Consider the following 26,731-nt stretch of genomic DNA (forward strand, 5'->3'; position numbering starts at 1 on the left):
CCCATCTTACGTCCGGGTGCCTGAAAAGGCGCCCGACGGCGGCCCGCGCCTCCCGCGGCAGGCTGCCGGTCCGCGCCGCGAGGGTGAGCGTCAAAACAGCCGTGCGCCAGCGCGCCCGACCGGCCCGGGCAGGGCCTTCGTGGCACGATGGATCACGATGAAATTGCGTGCTGACCAGACCGGAAACCGTGGCCTCCCGATGCCCCTGTGGCTGCAGGGCGCGCTCGAATCGGCGCAGGCCGCCATCATCTCCGCCCTGGTGGTGGTGCTGCCCCTCGCCGGGGTCTGGGCCACTGACGGATTCGAGAACCGCAAGGTCGATTTCCTGGCCCGGTTGGCGGGCCAGGCTTGGCTGCTGATCCACGGCGTCCCGCTCCAGCTGGCGTCCGTGAATGTCGGCACCGCGGCGCAGCCCGGCAGCGGAGTCCTCTCGCTTTTCCCCCTGGGCCTGACCCTCATTCCGTTCCTGCTGGCCTGGCGCGCAGGCCGCCGCCTCGCCCGGGCCTCGTACACGGACCAGCTGTGGCAGGCCTTCCTTGGCGCGCTCCTGGTCTACGGTGCCTTCGGCGCCGCCACCGCCTTCGTGTGCCGCACGCAGGAAGTGGTGATCAACATCTGGTTCGCCATGCTCCTGCCGCTGATTCCGTTCGGCCTGGGCATGGTGGTGGGCTCCCGCCGGGAAGCAGGCTCGTGGAGCAGGCTCATCGGCGTGGACGCGGTGGACTGGATCGCCCGGACCAGCCAGCACTCCCGTTGGGCGGGGTCCTACTTCGCCTCCGCCATCAAGGCCGGGTCCGTGGCCCTCATGACCTCCCTCGCCCTGGCCGCGGTGCTGCTCGCGGTGGACCTGGGCATCCACTGGACGGAGATCATCGCCGTCTACGAAGGGCTGAAGGCCGGCGCGCTCGGCGGCGCGGTGCTCACCATCGCCCAGCTGGGCTATCTGCCGAACCTGGTGCTCTTCACGCTGGCCTGGAGCTCGGGCGCAGGTTTCTCGCTGGGAGTCGGCTCGCACGCCGGACCGCTGGGGACCGCCGTCGGGCCCTTGCCGGCCATCCCGGTGTTCGGCGCGCTGCCCACCGGACAGCTGGATTTCGGGGCAGCCGCCCTGGTGCTCCCCGTGCTGGCCGGGCTGCTGGCCGGGTGGTGGTTCCTGCGCGAAGGCGAGAACCACTTCGACGAATGGCTCTCCATCAAGATCCGGGCCCGCTGGTTCACCGCCGCCGTGTCCACGCTGGTGCTCGGTGCGCTGATCGGCGCCGTCGCGGGAGTCCTCGCCGGGGCGCTGGCCTGGATGGCGCGGGGTTCGGCCGGGATCGGCCGCCTCACCGAAATCGGGCCCGACCCGCTGTGGACGGCGGCCTGGCTGGCCGCGGAGGTGGGGATCGGCGTCGTGATCGGCTACGCGGCCGGGCCGTGGCTGGAACGCCGGCAGAAGCTGCGCGAGGCGGACCTGGAAGCCGCCAAATACTAGAGTCCCGAGCGCAGGACTGGCGGCAGGGACCGGTCGAAGTCCGCCGTGCAGCTGCTCCGGGCCTGTTCGGTGAGGGCGTCGCGGGAGCATTCCTGGAAGGCGCTCACCTGCTTGAAGAACAGGGCCGAGAACACCACCAGCAGTCCCAGCACCGCGGACACCACCAGCCCGGAAATGGTGCCGAACAGCAGGATCCGGCCCTGCCGGAAACGCACCGCGCGGACCACCACCACAATCCCGAGCACCCAGGCGGCCAGGGTGAGGATGCCGCTCAGCCACACGTAGCTGACGTTCAGCGAGTAGATGAACGCCGCGCCCAGCACGGTGAGCAGGAAGCTGCGGAACAGGAGCTGGGTGCGGGACTGCGCGGCCTCCGCCTCCCCGTGAGCTGGCAGCTGGGGGCGGGGTCCGGCGTCGGAATTCATGTTTTCCAGCCTACGCGAGGCGGCCATAAGCTAGTGCAATGCGCATTGTTGTCCTCGTCTCAGGCACCGGTTCCAATCTCCAGGCGGTCATCGACGCCGTGAAAGCGGGGGAGCTCGACGTCGAGATCGCCGCCGTGGGTGCCGATCGCGAAGACACCTTCGGTGTGCAGCGCTCCGCCGACGCCGGCCTGGAAACCTTCGTGGTGAACTTCAACTCCTTCGAGACCCGCGCCGAATGGGACGCGGCCCTCACCGCCAAGGTGGCCTCCTACCAGCCGGACGTGGTGGTGTCCTCCGGCTTCATGCGGATCGTCAGCCCCGAGTTCATCGACACCTTCGGCGGCAAGTACCTCAACACCCACCCCGCCCTGCTGCCCGCCTTCCCCGGCGCCCACGGCGTGCGGGACGCGCTGGCCTACGGCGTGAAGGTCACCGGCTGCACGGTGCACTGGGCCGACGCCGGCGTGGACACCGGCCCCATCATCGCCCAGGAAGCCGTGACCGTGCTCCCGGAGGATGACCAGGATTCCCTCCACGAACGCATCAAGGTGGTGGAGCGCAGGCTTCTTGTGCAGACCCTCGGCGAGCTCGCCTCCCGGACGATTCCTTCCCCCAACTAGATCGCAGTTAATGTCCTTTTGAGGCCTGTAAAGGACATTAACTGCGATCCAGTTGGGGTGGCCGGGCGTCTGCCTGTGGATAACCCGTTGCGGGGCCGCAAGGTTTGCAACCATGGGGCATGAGGACCCCGCAACCCCTGCCGCAACCGTTTGCTGCTTTGCCGTTCACCTTCCAGGAAGCCCTCGACGCCGGAGTGACCCCCGGGCGCCTGCGGCACCGCGCGCTCCACAAGCCCAGCCGCGGCATCCGGATCCCGGATGCCTCCGATGCATCCGGGGCCGCGCCTCCGCTGCTCCGGGCCCTTACCGCGGTCACCGAATTCTCTGCTGTGTCCCATGCCTCGGCCTTCGTGCTTTGGGATCTCCCGGGGTTCCTCCCGGGCAGCGACGAACCGGGCATCCATATTTCGCGTCCGGATACCATGGCGATTCCCCGGCGGCGCGGGGTGGTGGGACACTACGGCCAATTCTTTCCGGACGAGATCACCAACCTGAACGGCCTTTTGGTCACCACCCGGGTGCGGACCTGGTTGGACGTGTCCCGAAAAATGAGCATCGATGAGCTGACCGTGGTGGCGGACCATTTGCTGCGGATCCCGCGTCCGGTGTTCGAGGGACGAAGCGAGCCATACGCAACCATCAGGCAGCTGGGCGACATGCTGGACCGGCACAAAGGAACGCCGGGGATCCGGAAAGCGCGGCTTGCCCTGGAACAAGCCAGGGTCGGCGCGGACTCTGCCCCTGAAACCAGGCTTCGGCTGGCACTGGAGCGGGGCGGACTGCCGGAACCGGAACTCAACGCTCCCGTGGACCTCGGGTCCGGCGTCGTACGCCATCCTGACCTGGCGTACCGCGAGTACCTCGTTGCGGTGGAATACGACGGCGAGCAGCATGCGGATCCTGCCCAGATTGTCCGGGACATTGCCCGCGAAGAGGACTTTGCGAGGGCAGGCTGGTCATCTGTCCGGATTTCCAAACGCCACATGGAGAACGGCGCAAGGGCAGCCGTGGCAAAGGTCCGGACGGCGCTGGCAGAGCGCGGATGGCGTCCCCGCTGACATCGCCTGCAGGGAACAGCCCAACTGGATCGCAGTTGATGTCGGAATAGCCCCTCAAAAGGACATTAACTGCGATCCAGTTGGGAAAAGGAGAGGCGTCAGCTCAGCGAACGCTGCTTGGTTTCCGGGGCGAAGAGACCCATCCAGATGACGGCCAGCAGCACCAGTCCGCCGGCCAGCGCGAACGAGGTGGCCAGCCCGAAGGTGGCCAGAAGAACGAGGCGAACACCAGCGGCCCGAAGCCGGCGCCGATCCGGGAAAACGTCGAGGCCCAGCCAAAGCCGGAGCCGCGCAGCTCCGTGGGGTACAGCTCGGACACGTAGGCGTACAGCACCGGAATTGCCACCTGCACCACGAAGCCAAACACCAGCAGCCAGAACACCGCGGCGGACGGAATGTCCACCACCAGCGCCACCACCACCAGCGTCAGTGCGGACAGCGGGCCGGTGACCGCCAGGATCCACTTGCGGCCCAGCCGCTCCACCAGCAGTGCTGCGGCCACCACGCCCAGGAGCCCGACGGCGGCCATTCCCGCCGTCGTCACGAACGCCTTGTACTCCTCGAACCCGGCTCCGATCAGGATGCGCGGCATCCAGGTCAGGCTCAGGTAGTACACGAGAAGGACGGTGAAGAACAAAGCCCAGGCCGCCGTCGTGATCTTCCAGCTGAACTGCCACAGTCCGCGCAGCTGGGTCCAGGCGCTCCCGGCGGAAAGCCGTGGCACGTCCTGCGGATCGGGCAGGCTGTAGGCGCGCTGCTCCGCTCCGGTGGCGGCCACGAGGGCGTCGATGACTTCCGCGGCTTCCTTGCGGCGGCCCTTGCGGATGAGGAAGAGCGGGGATTCGGGGACGCTGCGCCGCACCCAGAACACCAGCAGGGCCGGCAGCACCATCACCAGCATGGTCAGGCGCCAGTCCGCGAACGCGGCCACGAGCCCGGCGGACACGAAACCGCACAGGGCGGCGCCGACGGGCCACCAGCCGTCCATGGCGGTGAGCACCCTGCCGCGTTGCTTGCGCGGGGTGAACTCGCCCACCAGGGCGTAGTCCACCGGGATGCAGCCGCCCAGCCCGAAGCCGGCCAGGAAGCGGAAGAGGCAGAACCAGAGGAAGTCCGGCGCGAACGCACCCAGCACCGTGAAGATGGAGAAGATCAGCAGGGTGGCGGTGAAGGCCTTCCGGCGGCCGATGGTGTCCGCGATGGTTCCCCACGCGAAGGCGCCCAGGGCCATGCCGATCAGGTTGGCCGTGCCGATCCAGGCGGCGTCGGCGGCCTGCAGGGACCAGTGCTTGGAGAGCAGGGGAATGAGGATGCCGTTGAGCGTCACGTCCCAGGCGTCGAACATGAAGCCCAGGCCGCCGATCAGGAAAATCCGGCCCTGGACGCGCCAGCGCCACGGCAGTTCCTGGACCACCTGCTCGCCGCTGGGCACTGACGTGTACGTGTTCATGTTCCCCTCCTGGGGAAAACTTTAGCGGTGGTTTTCGACCGCTTTTCGCAGGAAGCCGCCCGCCTCGTCCAGGGCACCCTTCGCCTGCGCCGGATCGATCCCGGTGAGCAGCACGAGGATGGCCGCCTTGACGGATCCGCCCACCGAATCGAGGGCACGGATCGCGGTGTCCGCGTCCGCCCCGGTGGCGTGCTGGATGGTCCGCTGGGAGCGGGCAAGCAGCTTTTCGTTGGTGGCTTTCAGGTCCACCATAAGGTTCCCGTAGGTCTTGCCGAGTTTGACCATGGTGAGCGTGCTGATCGCGTTCAGCACCAGTTTCTGCGCGGTTCCGGCCTTGAGCCGGGTGGAGCCGGCCACGAATTCCGGGCCCACCACCACGTCGATCGCCACGTCCGCGAGCCTGCCGATGGCCGAGCCGTGGTTGCAGGCGATGGCCGCCGTGAACGCGCCCCGGCTGCGGGCTTCCTCAAGGGCCCCGATCACGTATGGGGTGCGGCCCGAGGCAGAGATGCCAATCACAGCATCTTTTTCCGTCACGTTGATGTCATGAAGGTCCCGGGCACCTGCCGTCGCGTTGTCCTCCGCGTACTCCACCGGTTTCTGGATGGCCTGCGTGCCGCCGGCGATGATGCCCACCACGAGGCCCGGGGGCGTGCCGAAGGTGGGCGGGCATTCGCTGGCGTCCAGCACACCCAGGCGCCCGGCCGTGCCAGCGCCCACGTAAAGCAGGCGGCCGCCGCGCGCCAGCCGTTCCGTCACGGCGTCGACGGTCTGTTCGATGGCGGGCGCGGCTTCCTCGACGGCGGCCGGGACGGTGCGGTTGACCTCGTTCATCGCCGCCACGAGTGCGGCGGTGTCCATGGTGTCGATGCTGTCCAGCCCGGGGGCCGGCTGTTCGGTCTGCAGGCCGGCGAGTTCGGAGCGGAGCCCCGCCAGCGGGTCGCCGTGCGGCGGAGTTGCGGCGGTGGGATCAGTCGGGCCAGTTTGTTCCGTCACGGTGGATGTACCTTTCCTGCAGGAGCCCGCGGCGCGTCGCAGCGAGGGCCGCCCCGTCCATGCCGTCACCGAGGGGCTCGACCACCTCCATCCCAGCCGAAGCCAGGGTCTTGTGCAAGAGGCCCGCGAAGAACACCGAGCTCGCCAGGCCGCCCAGGACAGCCACCCGGCCATGGCCGCCGTTGGCCCGTGTGACCGTGCCGGCGAGGATCCGGCAGGCCTCGTCCACGATGCCGCGGGCGACGGCGTCCCCCGCCTGTGCGGCGTGCAGCACCAGGGGAGCGAAACGGGCCATGCTCCGGTACGGATTCTCGGACCCGCCCAGCCAGGCGGGGAGCAGGAGCGGGTCCTCAACCAAAGCGCCCGCCGCGGCGCTCAGCGAAGTCTCCGGGCCGCCGTCGAACGCCTGCACTACCGCTTCCAGGCCGCGCTGGCCGATCCACCGGCCGCTTCCCCGGTCTCCCAGCAACGGACCCCAGCCGTCGGCGCGGTGCAGCTGACCGCCGTCGTCGAAACGGAACGCCACGGCGCCGGTGCCCACCACCAGGACGGTGCCCGGGGCTCCTTGCATGGCGCCGAGCTGGGCGGCGGTGGCGTCGGAGAGGACCGCGGCGGGGACGCCGAAGCGGCCGGAGAGCAGGCTGGCGAGTTTGCGTGAGCTTTCGGCGGAAGCCTCGACGCCTGCCACGGCCGCCCCGAAAGCGCTCAGCGGGGACCCGGAGGGGCCCGCCGCAGTCAGCTCCCGGGGCAGCATCGCGGCAGTGTCTTCAAGGAGTTCGAAGGCCAGGCGGGCGCCGTCCGTGACACCGAGTCCGGGGAAGCCATGCTGGTCCGCCCTGGCGAGCACCTCGTCCCCGGAGCGCAGTTCCAGCCGGCACCTGCTCTTGCCGAGATCGGCCACCAGTACCATCCCCAACGCATCCATGGTCCAACCCTATCCGCGTTGCGGGGCCCGCTCTACGTCCTTTCGAGCGCGGAAAACTGCCCCGCAACGCAATGAAACCGGGGGGCCAGCGCCGACGCGATAAACTGTGGCGTATCCCCACCATCTGCGAACCAACGCGATCCAAGACGGAGATTTTTGTGAGCTTCACGCAGCTTGACCGTGTCCCTATCCGCCGTGCACTCATCTCGGTATACGACAAGACAGGACTGGAGGAGCTCGCGAAGGGCCTGCACGCAGCCGGCGTCGCCATCGTCTCCACCGGTTCCACCGCCAAGAAGATCGCCGCGGCCGGCATCCCGGTCAAGGAAGTCGAAGAAGTCACCGGCTCGCCGGAAATGCTGGACGGCCGCGTGAAGACCCTGCACCCGCGCGTGCACGGCGGCATCCTCGCCGACCGCCGCGTCCAGGCCCACATGGACACGCTCGCCGCCATGGAGATCGAACCCTTCGACCTCGTGGTGGTCAACCTGTACCCCTTCGTTGAGACGGTCCGCTCGGGCGCCGGCCAGGACGACGTCGTCGAGCAGATCGACATCGGAGGCCCGGCCATGGTGCGCTCGGCCGCGAAGAACCACGCCGCCGTCTCCATCGTCACGGATCCGTCCTTCTACGCCTCCGTGGTGGAGGCCGCGGCCTCCGGCGGTTTCGACCTGAAGACCCGCCGCCGTCTGGCCGCCAAGGCCTTCGCGCACACCGCCGCCTACGACACCGCCGTGGCAACCTGGACGGCCTCCCAGTTCCTGGACGAAGACGGCGACGGCGTCATCGACTGGCCCGCCTACGCCGGCCTGGCCCTGGAACGCTCCGAGGTGCTGCGCTACGGCGAAAACCCGCACCAGCAGGCCGCCCTGTACGTGGACAAGGCTGCCCCGGCTGGCATCGCCCAGGCCGACCAGCTGCACGGCAAAGCCATGAGCTACAACAACTTCGTGGACGCCGACGCCGCCCTGCGCGCCGCCTTCGACTTCGCCGAGCCCGCCGTCGCGATCATCAAGCACGCCAACCCCTGCGGCGTGGCCGTCGGTTCCGCTTCCGCGGCGGACCCGATCGCCGACGCCCACGCCAAGGCCCACGCCTGCGACCCCGTCTCCGCGTTCGGCGGCGTGATCGCTGCCAACCGCACCGTGACCGCCGGCATGGCCGCCACGGTTGCCGGCATCTTCACCGAGGTCGTCATCGCGCCGGATTTCGAGCCCGAGGCCGTGGAGATCCTTTCCAAGAAGAAGAACATCCGCCTTCTCGCCCTGCCTGAAGGCTACGGCCGCTACCCGGCGGAAATGCGCCAGGTCTCCGGCGGTGTGCTGGTCCAGATGAGCGACAAGGTGGACGCCGACGGCGACAACCCCGCCAACTGGACCCTCGCCGCCGGCGACGCCGCCGACGACGCCACCCTGGCCGACCTCGCCTTCGCCTGGACCGCCTGCCGCGCCGCCAAGTCCAACGCCATCCTGCTGGCCGACAACGGTGCGGCCGTGGGCATCGGCATGGGCCAGGTCAACCGCCTGGACTCCTGCAAGCTGGCCGTCGAGCGCGCCAACACGCTGGGCGTCACGGTGGAGTCCGACGTCGACGGCGCCGGCGGTGCCTCCAACGCCTCCGGTGCCAACGCACCTGAGCGCGCCCGCGGTGCCGTGGCAGCGTCCGACGCGTTCTTCCCGTTCGCCGACGGCCTGCAGATCCTGATCGACGCCGGCGTCCGCGCCGTGGTCCAGCCCGGCGGTTCCGTCCGGGACGAGGAAGTCGTCGCCGCGGCCAACGCTGCCGGCATCACGATGTACTTCACCGGCTCCCGCCACTTCTTCCACTAGGAAACACACCTTCCTCGACTGCTGAGACACCGTCGTTTTGAGCCCTCAAAACGACATCTGCGCAGCAGCCGATGGAGAAGAACAGCGAAACGGCGGCCGCCCCCTCACGTAGGGGACGGCCGCCGTCGTTCGTTAAGCCAGCCTAGTTGGCGGAGGCGTTGTTGTAGGCCTGCTGGATGACCGAACCCCAGTACGGGCCGTACATGGTGGTGGAGCGGCTGCCGTAACCGTAGCTGTTGATCGAGTTCTGGTAGCCGCCGGAGCCGGTGCCGATGAACCAGGGGCCGCCGGAGGAACCGCCGGTCATGTCGCAGGGGATCCCCTGGGTGGTGCCGCCGGGGTTGATGGTGTCGTTGACGGCGGTGCCGCTGCAGGCCTTGAGGGACTGTCCGTCGAAGGGGCTCGCGGCGGGGTAGCCGAAGGCCTTGTAGGTCAGGCCGCGGGCGGCGTTGAACTCGACGCCGGAGGCGCCCACCGTGTCGGCGAGGGTCTGGCCGTTCAGGGGCGAGACGACGGCGAAGCCGGTGTCGTACTGGATGTCCCCGCCGGAGCTCCACTGGGTGGTGGTGTACAGGGCGCGTGCCGTCCACTTCCCGTACGGAGCCGCGCCGTTGAGGTACGCCGGGACGAAGACGAAGTTGGTGGCGAAGGCGCCCGGGCCTTCGTTGAGGCAGTGGCCGGCCGTGGAGACCGTGCTCTCGTTGGCCGAGGTGACGGAGTTACCGGAGCAGACGTAGTTGGCCCCGCCGAGGGTGAAGAAGACCTTGCCGATGTGCGACACGGGCGCTTCGTCGGTGTGCAGGGACGGCTTGCCCTTCCCGGCCTTGCCGGCGATCTTCGTGGCCAGGCCCTGCACGACGTCGGCACGCGAGGTGGTCCTGCCGCCGCGTTCCAGCGCCTTCTGCGCCAGGACATCGCCCGGGATTGCCGAGCGCATGCGTTCTGGGGTCCAGTAGTCCGCGACGCCGCTGGTCTGGAGTGTGGCGCTGACTGTCTGGGGCACCTCCTTGGTGTCGGGGGAGGCCGACGTCGCGGACGCCCCTCCCGCGGACGTGAAGGCGAACAGTGCGGCGGCGGAGAGACCGAGAAGGCTTGTGGCCAGGGTCTTGGTTCTTGTCACGATTGTCCTGACTTTCGATGGGAAAGTGGCCCGGGCGGAGAGGCCGCCGCGGGATAACGCAATGAAAATTACCCGCGCTGTGACAGCTTTGTAAAGAGATGTTTCACAATTTGTGATAGCTCTCTATGAAATACGACGGCGGCTGGCGCCTCGCGCGGGACAGCGCCTGCGGCGCGCCGCGCGGGACCGCGCCTGCGGCGCGTCATGCAAGCCCGGGAACCCCCGCAATTTAGGGGCGAAATGGCCCGCTGTGGCATAGTTGGAATGTTCCGCCGGGCATCATCCGGCAAACAACGCAAGGGGTTTGTGGTTCGTCCTGCGTGCCGACAGGAGCAACGGCGAAGTTGCAGCCCCGGGAGACCTTCAGGGAGACGCCCGAGCAATGGCCAAGATTATCTACACCCACACCGATGAAGCGCCGATGCTGGCCACGTATTCGTTCCTGCCGATCATCGAGGCCTTCGCTTCGACGGCGGGTGTGGACGTGGAAACCCGCGACATCTCGCTGGCCGGCCGCATCATCGCTGTCTTCGGTGACTACCTCACTGAAGACCAGCGCACCGGTGACGCCCTGGCCGAGCTCGGCGAACTGGCGAAGAAGCCCGAAGCCAACATCATCAAGCTGCCCAACATCAGTGCCTCCGTCCCGCAGCTGAAGGCGGCCATCGCCGAACTGCAGGGCCAGGGCTACGCCCTGCCGGACTACCCGGACAACCCCTCCTCGGACGAAGAGACGGACATCCGTTCCCGCTACGACAAGATCAAGGGTTCCGCCGTGAACCCGGTGCTGCGCGAAGGGAACTCGGACCGCCGCGCCCCGCTGTCGGTCAAGAACTACGCCCGCCAGAACCCGCACTCCATGGGCGCCTGGAGCAGCGACTCCAAGACCAACGTCGCCACTATGGGCGCCAACGACTTCCGTTCCAACGAAAAGTCCGTGGTCATCCCGGCCGACGACACCCTGCGCATCCAGCTGGTCCACGAGGACGGCACGGTCAAGACCCTCAAGCAGTCCATCCCTGTGCTTGCCGGCGAAGTGGTGGACGGAACCGTCATGCGCGCCGCCGCGCTGGATGAATTCCTCGCCGCCCAGGTCGCCCGCGCCAAGGAAGAAGGCGTGCTGTTCTCCGCACACCTGAAGGCCACCATGATGAAGGTCTCGGACCCCATCATCTTCGGCCACGTGGTCAAGGCCTACTTTGCCGACCTCTTCGCCAAGTACGGCAAGCAGCTCGAAGCCGCCGGCCTGAGCGCCAACAACGGCCTGGCCTCCATCCTCAACGGCCTCGACGAGCTCCCGGAAGACATCCGCGAAGAGGTTGCCGCCGCCATCAAGCAGGGCCTGGAAAACGGCCCGGCACTGGCCATGGTGGACTCCGACAAGGGCATCACCAACCTGCACGTTCCCTCCGACGTGATCGTGGACGCCTCCATGCCGGCCATGATCCGCACCTCCGGCCACATGTGGGGACCGGACGGCCAGGAAGCCGACACCCTGGCGGTCCTGCCGGACAGCTCCTACGCCGGCGTCTACCAGGTGGTGATCGACGACTGCCGCGCCAACGGCGCTTTCGACCCCACCACCATGGGCACCGTGCCGAACGTCGGCCTCATGGCCCAGGCCGCCGAGGAATACGGCAGCCACGACAAGACCTTCGAGATCCAGGGCGCCGGCAAGGTGCAGCTGGTTGACGGTTCCGGCAAGGTCCTGATCGAGCATGAGGTTGCCCCCGGCGACATCTGGCGCGCCTGCCAGACCAAGGACCTGCCCATCCGCGACTGGGTCAAGCTGGCCGTCACCCGTGCCCGCGCCTCCAAGACCCCTGCCGTGTTCTGGCTGGACGAAGAGCGCGCCCACGACGCCCAGCTCATCGCCAAGGTCAAGGAATACCTGAAGGACCACGACACCGAGGGCCTGCAGATCGAGATCATGTCCCCGGTCAAGGCCACAGCCTTCACCCTGGACCGCATCCGCAAGGGCGAAGACACCATCTCGGTGACCGGCAACGTGCTCCGCGACTACCTCACGGACCTGTTCCCCATCCTGGAACTGGGTACCAGCGCCAAGATGCTCTCCGTGGTTCCGCTGATCAACGGCGGCGGCCTCTTCGAAACCGGCGCCGGCGGCTCCGCCCCGAAGCATGTCCAGCAGCTGCTCAAGGAGAACTACCTGCGCTGGGACAGCCTGGGCGAGTTCCTGGCCCTGGCCGTCAGCTTCGAGCACCTGGCCACCACCGAAGGCAACGCCCGGGCCCAGGTCCTGGCCGACACCTTGGACCGCGCCACCGGCACCTTCCTGCTGGAGAACAAGTCCCCGGGCCGCAAGCTGGGCACCATCGACAACCGCGGCAGCCACTTCTACCTGGCCTCCTACTGGGCCCAGGAACTGGCCAAGCAGACCGCCGACGCCGAGCTGGCCGCCTCCTTCGCGAAGGTCGCCGAGGCGCTGACCTCCGGTGAGGAAACCATCGTGGGCGAGCTGCTCGCCGTCCAGGGTTCCCCGGTGGAGATCGGCGGCTACTACCGCCCGGACGCCGACAAGGCCTCCGCCGTCATGCGCCCGTCCGAGACCTTCAACACGGTGCTCGCCGGCCTGAAGTAGCCACGGCTTAACCCAACTGACTCGCAGTTAACGTCGTTCTGAGTCCTCAAAACGACAACAACTGCGAGTCATTTGGGTTTAAGCGCCACACTCAGCGGGACGCGGAAAAGCGCGGTGCCGCCACGCCGCCGTCGGCGATGTCCGCCAGGACCCGGCCGATCGCCGGGGTGAACTTGAAACCGTGCCCGGAGAAACCCGCGCCGACCACCAGCGGGCCGAAGGCATCGAGCACAAAGTCCTCGTTCGGCGTCGTGGTGTAGGTGCAGCTGATCGGCACCGCGGAGGAGGGGTCGACGCCGGGAAGCCACTCGCGCGCGTAGCGCACCAAAGCTTCGAGCTGCCGGGGTTCGGGCTGGAAGGTGCGGGCGTCCGGATCCGTCACGGGGCCCACGCCGTGCCAGCCGGCCTTGATGCCTTCGCCCGGCGTCATCATGCCGTAGACGGGGCTGTACCAGTAGGCGTCCCGGGGGTCGTCCGGATCCGGGTTGTGGTTGAAGCTGGGCCATTCCAGCGAGCCGTCCAGCGGGGTGAAGTGCGCGGGCTGTTCCTGGGTCACCACGAGCGGAGGCAGGGCGGCGAGCCCGTCGAGGACCTTGTCCGTCCAGGCTCCGGCCGTGACCACCACGCGGCGGGCCGTGAACTCGCTGTGGTCCGTCGCCACCAGGACGGAGTCCGGGCCGAGGACCCGGATGCTGCGGACCGGCGTCGAATATTCAAAACGGGCGCCACGGGCCTCAGCGGCCGCCCGCAGCGCACGCAGCGCCTCGGCTGCCCGCACCCGGCCGGAGCCGGGCACGAAGAGCACGTCGCCGCGGAAATTCATGCCCTGCCACCGTTCCCCGGCCTCGGCGGCGGAGATGAAGTGGCTTTCGATTCCGCGTTCCCTGTGGGCCTCGCGGACGGTGCGGAGCCTGGCCGCATTTCCATGGTTGGCCAGCCCGACGAGGTCCAGCAGCTGCGTCCCGGACTCGTCGGACAGTTCGTCCCACAGGGTGCGGGATTCGGCCAGGAGGTCCAGGTAGTCGGACTCGGCGTAGGCGGTGTTGAAGTTCCGGGTGGCGCCGTGCGAGGCGCCGGCATGGTGGCCTTCTTCGAACCGTTCCAACAGGACCACTGACTTGCCGGTCCGGGCCAGCTGCCAGGCGGCGGCCGATCCCATTGCGCCGCCGCCTACCACCACTACGTCAACATTCATGGCTTCCATTCTGCCGTTTCACCCCCAGGTAGCTCGCAGTTGTTGCCGTTTTGAGGGCTCAAAACGGCAACAACTGCGAGTCAGTTGGGCGGGGGCATAGATTGGGGTGCGTGAGTTTCCTCAATCCTTCCCCCGCGGCCGCTGCCCACGGGACCGCGTTGCTCCGAATCTGCGCCGGCGCCCTCATGCTCCTGCACGGTGTCCAGAAGCTCCTGGCCGGTCAGGAAGCGTTCGAAGCCTCCATCGCCGGCATGGGCGTGCAGAAGGCCGAGATGCTGTCCTGGCTGGTGATCGCCGGTGAAACAGGCCTGGGCGCGATGCTCCTGGTGGGGGCGCTCACGCGGCTGGCCGGCTTCCTGGCCGCGATGATGTTCGCCGCCATCTGGTTCGTCACCGAATCGGGTAAGCCCCTGCTGGCCGCCACGGGCGGGATCGCCGGGGAACTGCTCATCGTCTACGTCGTGGTGTCCCTGGCCTTCGTCTTCCTCGGTGCGGGCTCAGCCTCGCTGGACCGGAAGATGTCCGGCGTACGCTTCTCCGGCCTGAAGACGCCTGCTGGACAACGGGGCAGGCGCTAGCCCGCGTGCCAGGCCGCCGGGAGGTTCAGTATGGTGGCCCCGGCTTTAACAGGGACCGCACCGGGGCCACCACCTGAGCTCCGGCAGGACGCCACCCACCGGAGTAGTAGCCGTGGTTTCCGAAGCAGCAATGCGGCTTGCGCAGCTAATCTGACGCCCCCAGCCTCTGACTCAGATTCAACGGTTGCGTTCATGGTATGGCCAGGGAAATACCCGGTCCAGAAAAAGGGGAAATCTCTACGCCGATTGTCACGACTGGGACTGTGAATGACGGGAAGAGGGCGCCGGTACGGAATCCTTCAACGCCGTGTGACGCGTCCTGTCACACGCCCCTGGGCTGATCGTTGGCGTACCGGACCCCCAGCTGGGAACGGACGCCGTCGAACAGGCGCATGGTGTCCAGCGAATCGTCCCATGGCATCACCGGGCTCTCGGTGAGCCCCTGCTGGATGCACCGGGTCACCTCGCGCAGTTCGTAGCAGTAGCCCACGCCCACGACGTCGAAGCGCTCCACCCGCGGCTCGTCCCACCCCGTGCGGATATGCAGTTCGCGCGGATTGTTGATGGAGCCGTGCGTCTGCAGGAACCCTCCGGTGCCTGCCACCGACGCGCACCGCGGACCGTGCGCGAGCAGGGAGGACGTCAGCTGCGCGATGGCGCCGTTGTCATAGCCGAGAGTCAGGGCGTTCTGGGAATCCACGCCGTCGCTGTTCAGGGTGCCCACGGCGCTGACAGACTGCGGCGCCCCCAAAGTTCCCCAGGCCCAGAGCAGCGGATAGATGGTCAGGTCCAGCAGCGCACCACCGCCGTCGGCCGGCGACCAGATCCGTGCGGTGGGGTCGTACGGTGCCGGGAATCCGAGGTCCGCGCTGACCCATTTGACCTCGCCGAGTTCGCCGGAGGCCGCGATCGCGAAGGCCCGCTGCATGCTCGGCAGGAAGCGGCTCCACATGGCCTCCATCAGGAAGAGCTTGCGCTCGCGTGCCAGCCCCACCAGCTCGGTGGCTTCGCGCGCGTTGATGGTGAGGGCCTTCTCGCAGAGCACGTGCTTGCCGGCCTCGAGCGCCGCCTTGGCCACCTCGTAATGCTGCGCATGCGGGGTGGCGACATAGACGACGTCCACCGCGTCGTCGGCGAGCAGTCGCTGGTAGCCGTGCATTCCGCCGTCGTCCCCGTACGCCTTCCTGGCCCCGTGCGTCGCGGCGAACGCGTCCGCCGTCTCCTGGCGGCGCGAACTGACCGCGTAGAGTTCGGCGTCCTTGAGCTGGACCAGGTCCCCGGCGACGGTGTTCGCGATCCCGCCGGTAGCGATAAAGCCCCAGCGCAGGGTCTTCCCGGTGGCGGCCCGCGGGTCCTGGTCTTCCTGGCTGAACAGCCATGGCCTGGCGATGTGCTTGCTCATGCTGCCCATCCTCTCACTCCATTCCGGCGGCTTTCCTCCTCTTGGGCAGGGAACTCATCCTCCCGGCTAAACATACTTGGCGGTCGGTACGTTTAGGCTGGGTTAGTTCATCCCTCGCAGAGCGTTTCTGTGGGGAGTTACCGAATGGAGCAGGGATGAGTGTCTTTCGACGTGTCGTTTTGCCGGTGGCATGGCTGCTGGTCTTTGCAGTCATAGCTTTGGCCTTGGTCAAGATCGCGTTCATCGACGGCCTGCGGGCCGAAGAATCCGGGCCGGCCCCGATGGCGCAGGTGGGGACGCCGGCAGTACCCGCGGTCCGGGCCACTGTGACGAACACCGTGCAGATCAAAGCGACGGTCCAGAGTGATCCCGCACAGCCTGTCCGGAGCACCGCCGCCGGAACCGTGGTGCACATCTACCGGGACGCCGGGACCACCGTTGCCAAGGGCGAGGCGGTGATCCAGGTGCGGACCGAGCAGCCCCGCGAACCCGCGCAGGCCCCCGCACCGGGTGAAGAAGCAACCGAAGGGCAGAGCAGCGAACCGGTGTACGTTTACACGGATGTTCCGGCTCCGGCAGGCGGCAAGGTCAGCGAACTCGGTGTGCTGATCGACCAGCAGGTGACTGTTGGCGAAACCGTGGGCAAGGTGGACCCGGGGAGCTACACCGTGTCCGGCCCCGTGACCGCCGCACAGCAGTTCCGGCTGCTCGGCAGGCCGGGCTCGGCGGAGGTCGCACTGACCGGCGGCCCGGCGCCCTTCACTTGCCCGGCAGTCACGGTGAAGACCAACGCCTCCGACGCCGGTGCTTCCGGCGGCGGGACGGGTGGCGGCACCGGGGCCGCTGGCCTGGTTGTGCCTGCGGGCGGCCTGCAGCCGGCCGCCGTCGCGATTCCCGGCGGGGGAGGGGAAGCACCCCAGGACGGCGGACCGGCCACGGGGACCTTGAGTTGCGCCATCCCCTCCGGAACGGAGGTCTTCGCAGGCCTGGGCGCCACCATGACCGTCACGGCGGGAGAGTCGAAGAACGTCATTACTGTTCCGCTGAGCTCGGTGAAGGGCAGCGTCAAGGAAGGCATCGTGTGGCTGGCCGGGGAAGCTGTACCGGGCGCCGGGGCCGTGCCGGGTGCCGCGCCCGGAGCCCCCGCCCGGGAAGCCCAGGAAGTCCCCGCCCGGGAAGCCCAGGAAGTCCGTGAACCGGAGCAGCGCCGTGTGAAGCTTGGCCTGAACGACGGCTCCAAGGTGGAGGTCACGTCCGGCCTGGCCGAGGGGGAAATGGTCCTGGAGTTCGTGCCGGGTGCGGCCGCGCCTCCGGCGATGCCCGGCCCGGGCCAGATGGTTTACGGCCCGGCGGGCGGCTAGGCATGGAGACTTTGCTGAGCCTGCGCGGGGTCACCCGCTCGGTGGTCCTGCCCGATGACCAGGAACTGCACATCCTGCGGGGCATCGACCTTGAAGTTTTCAGCGGCGACCACACCGCGATCGTTGGCCGCTCGGGCTGCGGGAAGTCCACGCTCCTGAACCTGCTCGGCCTGTTGGACGTTCCCAGCAGCGGCGAACTGGAATTCCTGGGAACACCGGTGCAGCACATCGGCGGCAACGCCCGGGCCCGGTTGCGTGGCTCCACGGTGGGCTTCGTGTTCCAGCAGTTCAACCTGCTGCAGGGCCGCAGCGCCCTGGACAATGTCATGACCCCGCTGTACTACGCCAAAGGCAGGGACTTCTGGCGGCGCCGCGAACTGGCCATGGAAATGCTGGACCGCGTGGGCCTTGCCGCCCGGGCGGGAGCCAAGCCGAACATGATGTCCGGAGGCGAGCAGCAGCGGATCGCCATTGCGCGGGCGCTCGTGCGGCGGCCCCGGCTGATCCTGGCCGATGAGCCCACCGGAGCGCTCGACGTCGAAACCGGGCAGACCGTGATGGCGCTCCTCGATTCGATCGCCACCGAGTCTGCCGCGGCCCTGGTGACCATCACCCACGACCACAATGTGGCGGCACTGGCCAGGTCCCGGTACCGTCTCGACGCCGGCGTGCTGCAGGCAGTTGCGGAGGTTCCCGCATGAGCGGCGTCGTATCGGCCTTTGTGGAGGCCTGGCAGGAACTGCGCATCAACAAGGTCCGGATCCTGCTGGCATTGGTGGGCGTTGCGGTTTCTGTGACCGCCCTGACGTCCGTGGTCGGCGTGGGAGACCTCGCCCGCGAAGGCTTCAAAGTCCAGGCAGAACGCAGCCAGGGGCGCACGGCCACGGTCGCCTTGAGCGTCAACGGACCCACCACGCCGGATCCCGTACGGCTCGAGAAGGCCTACCAGGGGATCGTGGAGCGCTACGGGATCAGCTATTGGACCCACACCGGGCAGGCCCAGGCGCGCTTCCAGTTCCCGGGAGGCGTCCAGGACGTGCAAATGACGCTGGTGGATCCCGGCTACGGGGTCATCCACCGCACGGACGTCACCCAGGGCTCCTGGTTCGCAGACGACGACGAGCAGCGGCTGGCACCCGCCGTCGTTGTTTCGGAGGCGTTCTACAACACGGCCGGCAGGCCGGACCTCGTGCGGAAACCGCTGGCGAAGCTCATCGGGGAACAGGAGACGACGGCGGTGATCATCGGCGTCGTCCCCGATCTTTTCCCCCAGGCGCCGCCGTCGGCGTTCATGCTGAACGGGGCGGCACAATCCGCGGGGATCGCGAAGGGCTATGGCCAGTTCAAGGTGTGGGTGCAGGACGGGCAGGCCGCGGCGTTGATGCCCGCCATGCAGGCGGACCTGCAGATGCAGTTCCCGGACATGTACATCGACGCCACCCGCATGGACTACGCCGCCCACGGGGACCCGATCGCCGTCGCGCAGGTGGCGGTGGGCGCGGTGGCCGGGCTGGTGCTCCTCCTCGGAGCCATGGGGATGCTGAACATCTCGATGGTGACCATCCGCTACCGCGTCCGGGAGATCGGCATCCGCCGCAGCTTCGGCGCTACCTCGGGCCGGATCTTCGTGGGCGTCATGATGGAATCGCTGGTGGCCACCGCGGTGGCGGGGATCGTCGGCGTCATGCTGGCGGTGGCCGTCGTGAAGAATCCGTGGATCCAGCAGAAGGTGGCGCCGGCGCTGAGCGAATACCCGCCGTTTCCGCTCGAAGCGGCGATGCTGGGCTTTGGCGCGGCCGTGCTCGTCGGTGCGCTGGCGGGTGCGATTCCCGCCCTGGTCGCCGTCCGGATCAAGGTGATCGACGCGATCCGGTTCTGATGGATGCCAGCCGGCCGGCGGCATCCAGCAGAACGTTCCCGGCCTCAGTTCCGGGCTGCGGCCTCCTCGTTCAGCGCGCCCTGCAGCAGGCGGAACCTGCGGTCGGCCCTGCGGGCCAGGCTGCGGTCGTGGGTGACCACCAGGATGGTGGTGTTGTGGTCGCGGCTGAGCGAGCTCAGCAGTTCGATGATGTGCTCGCCGGTCTGCTCGTCCAGGTTGCCGGTGGGTTCATCGGCGAGGATCAGCTTGGGTTCGTTGGCCAAGGCGCGGGCGATCGCCACACGCTGCTGCTCCCCACCGGAGAGCCGGTTGATCCTGCGCTGGTGCTTCCCGGAATCCAGCTGCACCTGCGCCAGGAGTTCCCTGGCGCGCTGGGCCCGGGCCGCCTTGCGGAGGCCGGCAAACTCCATGGGGAGCATGACGTTGTCCAATGCGCTGAGGTTCGGGATCAGGTTGAACTGCTGGAACACGAAGCCGATGTCCCGGCGGCGGTACTCGGTCAGCTTGCTGTCGGGCAGGCCCGCCAGGCTGACCCCATCGACGACGACGTCGCCGCTGGTGGGCTTGTCCAGCGCGCCCAGGAGGGACAACAGCGTGCTCTTGCCGCTGCCGCTCTTGCCCACGATGGAGGCCAGGGAGCCCCTTTCGAGTTCGAAGCTGACGCCGTTGACCGGCTTGATGGTGCGGTCACCGGATTTGAACTGGCGGACCAGGTCCTTGACTTCAATCATGGCTATTCTCCTCGGAGGACTTCGATGGGGCGGATGCGTGCGGTGAGCAGGGCCGGCACCAGGGACCCGACGACGGCGACCGCGAACACCGCGGCGATACCGGCGGCGATCACGCCGGGGGAGGCGCTCGCCGTGACGGAACTGAGCAACTGGGTGGCGCCGCCGAAGGGACCGCCCTGGCCGCCGAAGCCGCCGCCGAACCCGCCCGGGCCGCCCTGGGCGGTGGCAGCCGTGGAACTGTTGGAGCTGATCAGTGCCGAGGCGATCCCGCCGCTGGCGAACGAAGCAATCGCTGCGCCGACGACGCTGCCGAGGGCCACCAGGACGAGCGCCTCGAGGACGAACTGCACCCCGATGGTGCGGTTCCGTGCGCCGATGGCCTTCAGGACGCCGATCTCGCGGCGGCGCTCGCGGACCAGCATGACCATGATGAGCAGGATGATGAGCCCCGCCGTAGCCAGCGCCGCGATGTAGGCCACCAGGGAGATGCCCTTGACGCTGTTGAGGGAGCTGACGGCGGTTTCAAGGTTCCGCTGGCCCTGGGTGACGTCGGCCTTGTCGGTCCCGAGTGCCGTCTGCAGGGCCGCCTTGGTGCTGTCCACGTTCTCCATGCTGTTGACCGTGACCACCATGCTGGAGAGTTCGCCGGGGGTCCCGGCGAGGGCCTGCGCCTCGGCCAGGGTCAGGTAGATGGCGTTGTTGCCGAAGGTGGTGCCGGCGTCGAAGGTGCCGGCCACGGTGAAGGTCTTACCGGCGATGGTGAAGCTGGAGCCGACCTTGAGGCTGTTCTTCTCCGCGAGTGTGGTTCCCACGAGGGCCTTGGTGCTCGCCGCGGCGTAGTCACCGAGGCCGGTGCCGCTGGTGATGTCCAGGGCCTTGCCGGTGCTATCCACTTCGGCGGCGGTGCCGGTGGCGGTGATCGGCAGCGAGAAGGCCGGTGCCTGCGCTGTGCCATTTGTAGCGGTGCCGTTCATGGTGCCGGAGTTGTTCCGGTTGCCGAGCGTGCCGGCGTCGACGGCGGCCGTCAGGCTGGTGGTGACGCTCGCACCCTGCCCGCCGGGACCGCCGGCGCCGGGCTGCGTGGCTCCGCCGGCAGCACCGGTGCTGTCCGTCGTCGTCGTGGTTTCCGTCCTCAGCCGGAGCGCCTTGGTTCCCACCACGGAGGTGACGTTGGGGACGGCCGCCGCGGCGGCCGCTTCCCCGGCCGTGAGTGGCTCGCCGCCGCCTTCGAAGCCCTGCCCGCCGGCGGGATTGACCGTCAGCGTGGTGCCTACGGAGGCATTCAGCTCCTCGATCCTGGCGCCCACGGCCTGGTTGGCGACGAGCATGGACAAGGCCAGGCCGATGGCCACGGCCAGAACCGCCACCACGGCTGCTGTTCTGATTTTGTTGCGGAAGGCGTTGCCGACGCTGCGGGCAAGGACGCTCACGGTTCTCCTCGGGATCAGGTGCCGGCAGGGAGTGCCGGCGTCGGATCCAACATTCGCGTCAGTGCCTGTGCGGGAAGAAGCACGGAGCTATGTTTGCGCGGTGAGGCTTAAACCAATGATGCCCGGCCCCTGTAGGGGCGGGGCATCATTCGTGTCAGTTGACGCTTACTTGGTGAGCGGGCCGAGCACCGGATCGTCCACGTAGGCCGTCTTGACGTTCTCCTTGGTGACGATCACCGGCGGCAGGAGGAAGGCGGGAACGGTCTTCACCGTGTTGTTGTAGGACTTGTCGTCATTGATCTCAGGCGTCTTGCCAGCCTGCAGGTCCTTGACCATAACGATGGCGTGCTCAACAAGCTTTCGGGTGTCCTTGTTGATCGTGGAGTACTGCTCGCCCGCCATGATCGACTTCACGGACTGAACTTCAGAGTCCTGCCCGGTGACAACCGGAAGCGGCTTGCCGGCCGCCTTGACGGAGGTCAGGACTGCACGGGCCAGGGTGTCGTTCGGGGACAGGACGCCGTCCAGGGATGCAGTGCCGTAGCTGCCGGTGAGCAGGGTGTCCATCCGGCGCTGGGCGTTCTCAGCCTTCCAGTCCTGGGTTACGGCCTTTTCAAACGTGGTCTGGCCTGAGAGGACCTTCAGCGTGCCGTCGTCGATCTTCGGCTTGAGGACCTTCATGGCGCCATCGAAGAAGACCTTCGCGTTGGCGTCATCCGGGGATCCAGCCAGAAGCTCGATGTTGTACGGACCGGCAGGCTTCTTGGCCTTCATGCCGTCCAGCAGCGCCTGGCCTTGGAGCTCGCCAACCTTGAAGTTGTCGTAGGCCACGTAGTAGTCCACATTCTCGGTGTTCAACAGCAGGCGGTCATAGGCAATGATCGTGGCGCCGGAATCCTTGGCCTGCTGAAGCTGGGTGCCGAGCTGGGAGCCGTCGAGGGCACCGACGATAATGACCTTGGCGCCCTTGGCGATCATGGCACTGATCTGGTTCTGCTGCTCCGCGACGCCATTGTTGGCGAACTGGACAGTTGGTTTGAAGCCGGCGCTGGTGAGGCCGTCGTTGAACAGCTTCTCCGCCAGGACCCAGTTTTCGCTGGTCTTCTTCGGAAGTGCGACGCCGATCGCGGCGTCCTGCGCGAAGCCGGCCGCGCCGGTGGTGCCGCCTGTTGTGCCCGGCTCGGTGCGCCCGCAGGCCGTCAGCGCCAGTGCCGCGATCGCAGCGATCGCTGCTGCCTTTCCTGCTTTACCAATCATTCGCATTTCTTGGTTCACTTTCTTTAGGGGTATTGGCTCCGGGAAACAGAGTGACTCAGGCTTCCCTGGAAATGGTTTCTTTGGTGGACGTGACCTCGTCCGGCTGGAGCGGTGTGCCGGGCCCGCCGGATGGACGGTTGAAGTTCTTCATCATCAGGCCGATGATCGATGCCCGGCCCTGCGTCTTGTTGTAGACGTCGATGGCCACGGCCACCAGGAGCACCAGACCCTTGATCATGGACTGCCAGTCGGCACCGACGCTAAGGAGCTGCAGGCCGTTATTCAGCACCGCCATCACCAAGCCACCGACGATCGAGCCGATCACTGTGCCCACGCCGCCGGTCACCGCTGCGCCGCCAATAAAGACTGCGGCGATGGCGTCCAGTTCCCAGCCGGTTCCGTCGGACGGGCCTGCTGAGGTTGAGCGGGCCACGAAGATCATTCCAGCCAAGCCGGCGATGATGGACATGTTCATCATGACCAGGAAGTTGATCTTTTTTGACTTCACGCCGGACAGCTCGGCCGCGTGGCGGTTACCGCCCACTGCGTAAACGTGGCGGCCCACAATGGTCTTTGAGGAGATGAAACCGTAGATCAGCACCATGACGGCGAGAATTAGGCCCGGAACCGGGAATGAGGTGCCCGGGCGGCCGGTGGCAAAAAGGTAGGTGGCGTACAGGATGGCCGCGCAGATCAGCACCAGCTTCAGGACAACCACCCAGGTTTCCGGCACCTCAGCGCCCAGGGCCTTGGCTGTACGGCGGCGCCGCACTTCGCCGTAGACAACGAAGGCGACCGCCGCGAGACCGATCAGCAGGGTCAGGTTGTTATAGCCGATATTCGGTCCGACCTCCGGGAGGTAGCCGGCGCCAATGTACTGGAACTCCCTCGGGACGGGAATCGAGTTTGACTGACCCACAAACTGCTGCGCCCCACGGAAAATGAGCATGCCGGCCAGGGTAACGATAAACGCCGGGATGCCGACGTACGCGGTCCACCAGCCATGCCAAGCGCCAATGAGGGCACCCAGGCCCAGGCCGAGCAGGATGGCCAGATACCAGGGAATGTTCCAGTCCCGCATCGCGATGGCCACCACCATGCCCACAAACGCGGCCACGGAACCCACGGACAGGTCGATATGACCGGCGATGATGACCAGCACCATGCCGATGGCAAGGATCAAGATGTAGGAGTTGCCATTGAAGAGGTTGATAACGTTGCCTGGAGTGAGCGTGATGCCGCCTGTGAGCCACTGGAAGAGAACTATCAGAGCCACCAAGGCAAATATCATGCCGAACTGGCGGGTATCGCCACCGAAGAGTTTCTTGAGCGCGTTCATTGTTTTCAGTCCTTGTATCTTGAAGGTTCTGGAAGGCTGCAGCGGTTAGGCGGCTTTGCGGGCGGAAGTCATGAGCTTCATCAGGCTTTCCTGGCTCGCTTCCTCCTTGTTCAGGACGCCGGTGATGGCACCTTCGAAGATGGTGTAGATCCGGTCTGAGAGCCCCAGCAACTCGGGCAGCTCGGAGGAAATCACAATGACTCCCTTGCCTTCGTTGGCGAGCCGCTGAATGATGCCATAGATTTCGTACTTGGCGCCGACGTCGATGCCGCGGGTGGGTTCGTCCAGTATCAGCAGTTCCGGTTCCGTGAACATCCACTTGGCCAGGACCACCTTTTGCTGGTTGCCGCCGGAGAGTTTGGCGACTCCTTCCTGGACCGAAGGGGCCTTTGTCCGCAAAGACTTCCGGTACTGTTCGGCGACCGCGAACTCCTTGTTGGTGTCCACCACACTGCGCTTGCTGATCTTCTCCAGGCTGGCCGAGACGGTGGTGGTCTTGATGTCATCCAGGAGGTTCAGTCCCAACGACTTCCGGTCCTCTGTGACGTAGCCGAGGCCGGCTTCGATCGCCTGGTGCACATTCCTGAGTGTTACTTCCTTGCCGTCCATGTAGACCTGGCCGGACACGAAGTGGCCGTAGGACCGGCCGAAGACGGAACGGGCCAGCTCCGTCCGGCCGGCGCCCATCAGCCCGGCGAAGCCCACAATCTCGCCGCGCCGCACAAAGAAGTTCGAGTTCTTGCAGACCAACCGGTCCTGGATCTGCGGGTGGCCGACAGTCCAGTTCCTGACCTCGAAGAAGACTTCACCGATCTTCGGAACGTGGTCCGGGAAGCGGGACTCAAGCGTCCTGCCCACCATCCCCTTGATGATCCGGTCCTCGTCCACGCCGTCGCGCTTGACGTTGAGCGTCTCGATCGACTTGCCGTCGCGGATGATGGTGATCTCGTCGGCGATCTGTTCGATCTCGTTGAGCTTGTGGGAAATGATGATCGAGGTGATGCCCTTGCCCTTGAGGCCGAGGATCAGGTCCAGCAGGTGCTGGGAATCCGATTCGTTCAGGGCTGCCGTGGGCTCGTCCAGGATGAGCAGCTTGACCGACTTGTTCAGGGCTTTGGCGATTTCGACGAGTTGCTGCTTGCCGACGCCGATTTCCTTGATGGGGGTGTCCGGGTCTTCGCGCAGGCCAACCCGGGCGAGCAGCTCAACGGAGCGCTTCCGGGCCTCTGCCCAGTCGATCACACCCCATTTGGTGGGCTCGTTGCCCAGGAAGATGTTCTCGGTGATGGACAGTTCCGGGATCAGCGCCAGTTCCTGGTGGATGATCACGATGCCCGCGTGCTCGCTGGCCCGGATGTCCTTGAACTGCTGCACCTCGGCCTGGTAGACGATGTCGCCCTCGTAGCTGCCGTACGGGTAGACGCCCGAGAGGACCTTCATGAGGGTGGACTTGCCGGCGCCGTTTTCGCCGCAGATGGCGTGGATTTCGCCCGCCTTGACCCGGAGGCTCACGTTCGACAGGGCTTTCACTCCGGGGAATTCCTTGGTGATCGAGCGCATTTCGAGGATTACGGGTTCCTCTTGCGTGGTGGGGATCGTCATAGGCCCTACGCCTCCAATGCCTGACGTCGTTGTCTCCCGGAAGAACTCCGGGCTGTCTGATGAAAAAGTAAACTGGATCACAGGTCTTGTAGTCAAGAGTTGAACGCAAGACTTTCGGGATCGTTGCCTAATTGCTGCTTTTCCGTGACCGGCCTGCGGGCGGGTGCGGCTGTTCCCGGAGCCCGGATGCGGGCGGCTCCGCGCCCGCGGTCAGCCGCTGCTGATGCCGGCGTGCTGGAACACCAGCGCGGCAGCGCCCAGGGCCTCTGCGCGGGCACCCAGCGAGGACATCGTCAGGGTAGTCGTCTCGCCGACCACCGGGACGGCGTGGCGGACCAGGCCGCGCCGGATCGGGCCCAGCAAGGTTTCGCCGAGCCCGGCGAGCGGGCCGCCCACCACGATCACTTCGGGGCCGATCAGGTTGGCCACGTTGCCCAGCGCGCGGCCGACCGCGAGGCCGGCGTCGTCGATCACCCGCAGGGTTGCGGGGTCCTTGGCGAGGGCGTTGCGCACGATGTCCTGCGGCTCCAGGCTCCGGCCCGCGGACTTGCCAAGGAGTTCGAGCATGGTGCTGGTGGAGGCCACCGTTTCCAGGCAGCCGCGGTTGCCGCAGCGGCAGATGGCGCCATACTCGTGGATGGTGGCGTGGCCGATCTCGCCGGTGATCCCCACCGCTCCGTAGTATGGTGCCCCGTTGACGATCAGCCCGGCGCCGATGCCCGAGCCGATCTTCAGGAACATGAGGTCGCTGACACCGCTGTGCGGCCCCCAGGTGACTTCGGACAGGGCGCCGAGGTTGGCGTCGTTGTCCACGTACACGGGCAGTTCCAGCGCCCGCTCCAGGCGTTCGAGGATCTGGAAACCGACCCATTCGGGCAGGATTGCGCCCTGCGCCACGGTGCCGCTCCGGCGGTCGATCGGCCCGGCGATGCCGGCTCCCGCGCCCACCACCGCCCGCCGTTCCACACCGTTTTGGCGGAGCAGTTTGTCGAGCAGTTCGACGGCGGCCGCGATGCCTTCCTCGGCATGGTGGCCCAGCGGCAGGGTGACGGTTTCCTCCGCGATTACCTGGTAGCCAAGCGAGGCCAGGACCACCCTGAGGTGGCGGCGGCCGAAGTCGATGCCGACGGCGACGGCGCCCTGGCTGTTGAGCCGCACGCTCAGCGCCCGGCGGCCCGAGCTGGTCACCGGTTCCGTGGACACGAGCCCGGCGCCTTGCATGATTTTCACGATGTTGGACACCGTGGCGGTGGAGAGGCCGGTCTGGCGGGAGAGCTCGGCCTGCGTGGCCGGGCCGCTGAGCAGGCACTCGATGAGGCGCTGTTGGTTGAGGTGGCGCAGAGCTGATTGCGAGCCGGGATTCTTGCTGTGGCTCGCGGCCGGGCGCGTCGTTGCGGGCATTTAAGAAGCGTGCACCAAAGAGACATTTGTAGTCAAGAAGTTAACACAAGCGGATGC

Annotated in this window: 21 protein-coding genes and 1 pseudogene; 9 read left to right on the forward strand and 13 right to left on the reverse strand. The window is 67.1% G+C overall.

The window, feature by feature from the left end; translation table 11 throughout:
* Window positions 1–157: 157 nt before the first annotated feature.
* Window positions 158–1,474 (forward strand): cell division protein PerM, encoded by a 1,317-nt coding sequence (locus tag BLP88_RS01190; protein ID WP_074586251.1) that lies wholly within the window; start codon window positions 158–160, stop codon window positions 1,472–1,474.
* On the opposite strand, the gene BLP88_RS01195 is transcribed toward BLP88_RS01190, so the two are convergent.
* Window positions 1,471–1,899 carry a hypothetical protein gene (locus BLP88_RS01195; protein ID WP_245679728.1) on the reverse strand — a complete coding sequence of 143 codons (429 nt, stop codon included), beginning with the start codon at window positions 1,897–1,899 and terminating at the stop codon, window positions 1,471–1,473. The two genes, BLP88_RS01190 and BLP88_RS01195, sit on opposite strands and share 4 nt — an antisense overlap.
* A 38-nt stretch (window positions 1,900–1,937) precedes the next feature.
* On the opposite strand from BLP88_RS01195, the gene purN reads away from it, so the two are divergent.
* Both purN and BLP88_RS01205 read left to right on the forward strand, forming a co-directional pair.
* Window positions 1,938–2,519 carry a phosphoribosylglycinamide formyltransferase gene (gene purN, locus BLP88_RS01200; protein WP_074586254.1) on the forward strand — a complete coding sequence of 194 codons (582 nt, stop codon included), beginning with the start codon at window positions 1,938–1,940 and terminating at the stop codon, window positions 2,517–2,519.
* Between the two features lie 119 nt (window positions 2,520–2,638).
* Window positions 2,639–3,577: an endonuclease domain-containing protein gene (locus BLP88_RS01205; protein ID WP_074586256.1), complete on the forward strand. Its 939-nt coding sequence runs from the start codon at window positions 2,639–2,641 to the stop codon at window positions 3,575–3,577.
* 98 nt (window positions 3,578–3,675) lie between these two features.
* On the opposite strand, the pseudogene BLP88_RS01210 reads toward BLP88_RS01205, so the two are convergent.
* The 3 genes and pseudogenes from BLP88_RS01210 to BLP88_RS01220 all read right to left on the reverse strand — a co-directional run bounded on the left by BLP88_RS01210 (window position 3,676) and on the right by BLP88_RS01220 (window position 6,948).
* A pseudogene (locus BLP88_RS01210) lies at window positions 3,676–5,027 on the reverse strand (MFS transporter).
* A gap of 21 nt (window positions 5,028–5,048) precedes the next feature.
* Window positions 5,049–6,023 (reverse strand): N-acetylmuramic acid 6-phosphate etherase, encoded by a 975-nt coding sequence (murQ, locus tag BLP88_RS01215; RefSeq protein ID WP_074586258.1) that lies wholly within the window; start codon window positions 6,021–6,023, stop codon window positions 5,049–5,051.
* Window positions 5,998–6,948, reverse strand: coding sequence for an N-acetylglucosamine kinase (locus BLP88_RS01220; protein ID WP_074586260.1), 951 nt, complete (start codon window positions 6,946–6,948; stop codon window positions 5,998–6,000). The genes murQ and BLP88_RS01220 overlap by 26 nt, the downstream gene beginning before the upstream one ends.
* Window positions 6,949–7,106: 158 nt before the next feature.
* Here BLP88_RS01220 and purH point away from each other — a divergent pair, with 158 nt between their 5' ends.
* A complete protein-coding gene (purH, locus tag BLP88_RS01225; protein ID WP_074586261.1) occupies window positions 7,107–8,777 on the forward strand; it encodes a bifunctional phosphoribosylaminoimidazolecarboxamide formyltransferase/IMP cyclohydrolase in 1,671 nt (556 codons plus the stop codon).
* 142 nt (window positions 8,778–8,919) lie between these two features.
* On the opposite strand, the gene BLP88_RS01230 is transcribed toward purH, so the two are convergent.
* A complete protein-coding gene (locus BLP88_RS01230; RefSeq protein WP_074586263.1) occupies window positions 8,920–9,897 on the reverse strand; it encodes a trypsin-like serine peptidase in 978 nt (325 codons plus the stop codon).
* Between the two features lie 382 nt (window positions 9,898–10,279).
* On the opposite strand from BLP88_RS01230, the gene BLP88_RS01235 reads away from it, so the two are divergent.
* Window positions 10,280–12,499, forward strand: coding sequence for an NADP-dependent isocitrate dehydrogenase (locus BLP88_RS01235; RefSeq protein WP_074586265.1), 2,220 nt, complete (start codon window positions 10,280–10,282; stop codon window positions 12,497–12,499).
* A 91-nt stretch (window positions 12,500–12,590) separates the two neighbouring features.
* Here BLP88_RS01235 and BLP88_RS01240 read toward each other — a convergent pair whose 3' ends face one another.
* Window positions 12,591–13,694 carry an FAD-dependent oxidoreductase gene (locus BLP88_RS01240; RefSeq protein ID WP_074586266.1) on the reverse strand — a complete coding sequence of 368 codons (1,104 nt, stop codon included), beginning with the start codon at window positions 13,692–13,694 and terminating at the stop codon, window positions 12,591–12,593.
* 110 nt (window positions 13,695–13,804) lie between these two features.
* On the opposite strand from BLP88_RS01240, the gene BLP88_RS01245 reads away from it, so the two are divergent.
* Complete coding sequence (locus BLP88_RS01245) at window positions 13,805–14,272, forward strand: DoxX family protein (RefSeq protein WP_074586268.1); 468 nt, start codon at window positions 13,805–13,807, stop codon at window positions 14,270–14,272.
* A 322-nt stretch (window positions 14,273–14,594) separates the two neighbouring features.
* Here the strand turns inward: BLP88_RS01245 and BLP88_RS01250 are convergent, their stop codons facing one another.
* Window positions 14,595–15,674: a Gfo/Idh/MocA family protein gene (locus BLP88_RS01250; protein ID WP_074586607.1), complete on the reverse strand. Its 1,080-nt coding sequence runs from the start codon at window positions 15,672–15,674 to the stop codon at window positions 14,595–14,597.
* Between the two features lie 155 nt (window positions 15,675–15,829).
* Between BLP88_RS01250 and BLP88_RS01255 the strand changes: the two genes are divergently transcribed.
* The 3 genes from BLP88_RS01255 to BLP88_RS01265 are packed head-to-tail and all read left to right on the forward strand — an operon-like array spanning window position 15,830 to window position 18,914.
* Window positions 15,830–17,035 carry an efflux RND transporter periplasmic adaptor subunit gene (locus BLP88_RS01255; RefSeq protein ID WP_139163266.1) on the forward strand — a complete coding sequence of 402 codons (1,206 nt, stop codon included), beginning with the start codon at window positions 15,830–15,832 and terminating at the stop codon, window positions 17,033–17,035.
* A gap of 2 nt (window positions 17,036–17,037) precedes the next feature.
* Window positions 17,038–17,736: an ABC transporter ATP-binding protein gene (locus tag BLP88_RS01260; RefSeq protein ID WP_074586271.1), complete on the forward strand. Its 699-nt coding sequence runs from the start codon at window positions 17,038–17,040 to the stop codon at window positions 17,734–17,736.
* Window positions 17,733–18,914, forward strand: a complete 1,182-nt coding sequence (locus BLP88_RS01265) for an ABC transporter permease (RefSeq protein ID WP_074586273.1) — start codon at window positions 17,733–17,735, stop codon at window positions 18,912–18,914. The genes BLP88_RS01260 and BLP88_RS01265 overlap by 4 nt, the downstream gene beginning before the upstream one ends.
* A gap of 44 nt (window positions 18,915–18,958) precedes the next feature.
* Here BLP88_RS01265 and BLP88_RS01270 read toward each other — a convergent pair whose 3' ends face one another.
* From BLP88_RS01270 to BLP88_RS01295, 6 genes are all read right to left on the reverse strand, one after another.
* Window positions 18,959–19,645, reverse strand: coding sequence for an ABC transporter ATP-binding protein (locus BLP88_RS01270; RefSeq protein WP_074586274.1), 687 nt, complete (start codon window positions 19,643–19,645; stop codon window positions 18,959–18,961).
* A 2-nt stretch (window positions 19,646–19,647) separates the two neighbouring features.
* Window positions 19,648–21,075 (reverse strand): ABC transporter permease, encoded by a 1,428-nt coding sequence (locus BLP88_RS01275; protein WP_074586276.1) that lies wholly within the window; start codon window positions 21,073–21,075, stop codon window positions 19,648–19,650.
* A 165-nt stretch (window positions 21,076–21,240) separates the two neighbouring features.
* The gene (locus BLP88_RS01280) at window positions 21,241–22,338 is read right to left on the reverse strand and encodes a substrate-binding domain-containing protein (RefSeq protein ID WP_074586278.1); all 1,098 of its coding nucleotides are present in this window, start codon (window positions 22,336–22,338) and stop codon (window positions 21,241–21,243) included.
* 49 nt (window positions 22,339–22,387) lie between these two features.
* Entirely contained in the window at window positions 22,388–23,671 is a 1,284-nt protein-coding gene (mmsB, locus tag BLP88_RS01285; RefSeq protein ID WP_074586280.1) for a multiple monosaccharide ABC transporter permease, read from the reverse strand.
* 45 nt (window positions 23,672–23,716) lie between these two features.
* Window positions 23,717–25,273, reverse strand: coding sequence for a multiple monosaccharide ABC transporter ATP-binding protein (gene mmsA, locus BLP88_RS01290; protein ID WP_074586281.1), 1,557 nt, complete (start codon window positions 25,271–25,273; stop codon window positions 23,717–23,719).
* 210 nt (window positions 25,274–25,483) lie between these two features.
* Complete coding sequence (locus BLP88_RS01295) at window positions 25,484–26,674, reverse strand: ROK family transcriptional regulator (RefSeq protein ID WP_074586283.1); 1,191 nt, start codon at window positions 26,672–26,674, stop codon at window positions 25,484–25,486.
* Window positions 26,675–26,731: the final 57 nt, after the last annotated feature.

This window comes from Arthrobacter cupressi (genome assembly GCF_900099975.1).
Taxonomy (GTDB): domain Bacteria; phylum Actinomycetota; class Actinomycetes; order Actinomycetales; family Micrococcaceae; genus Arthrobacter; species Arthrobacter cupressi.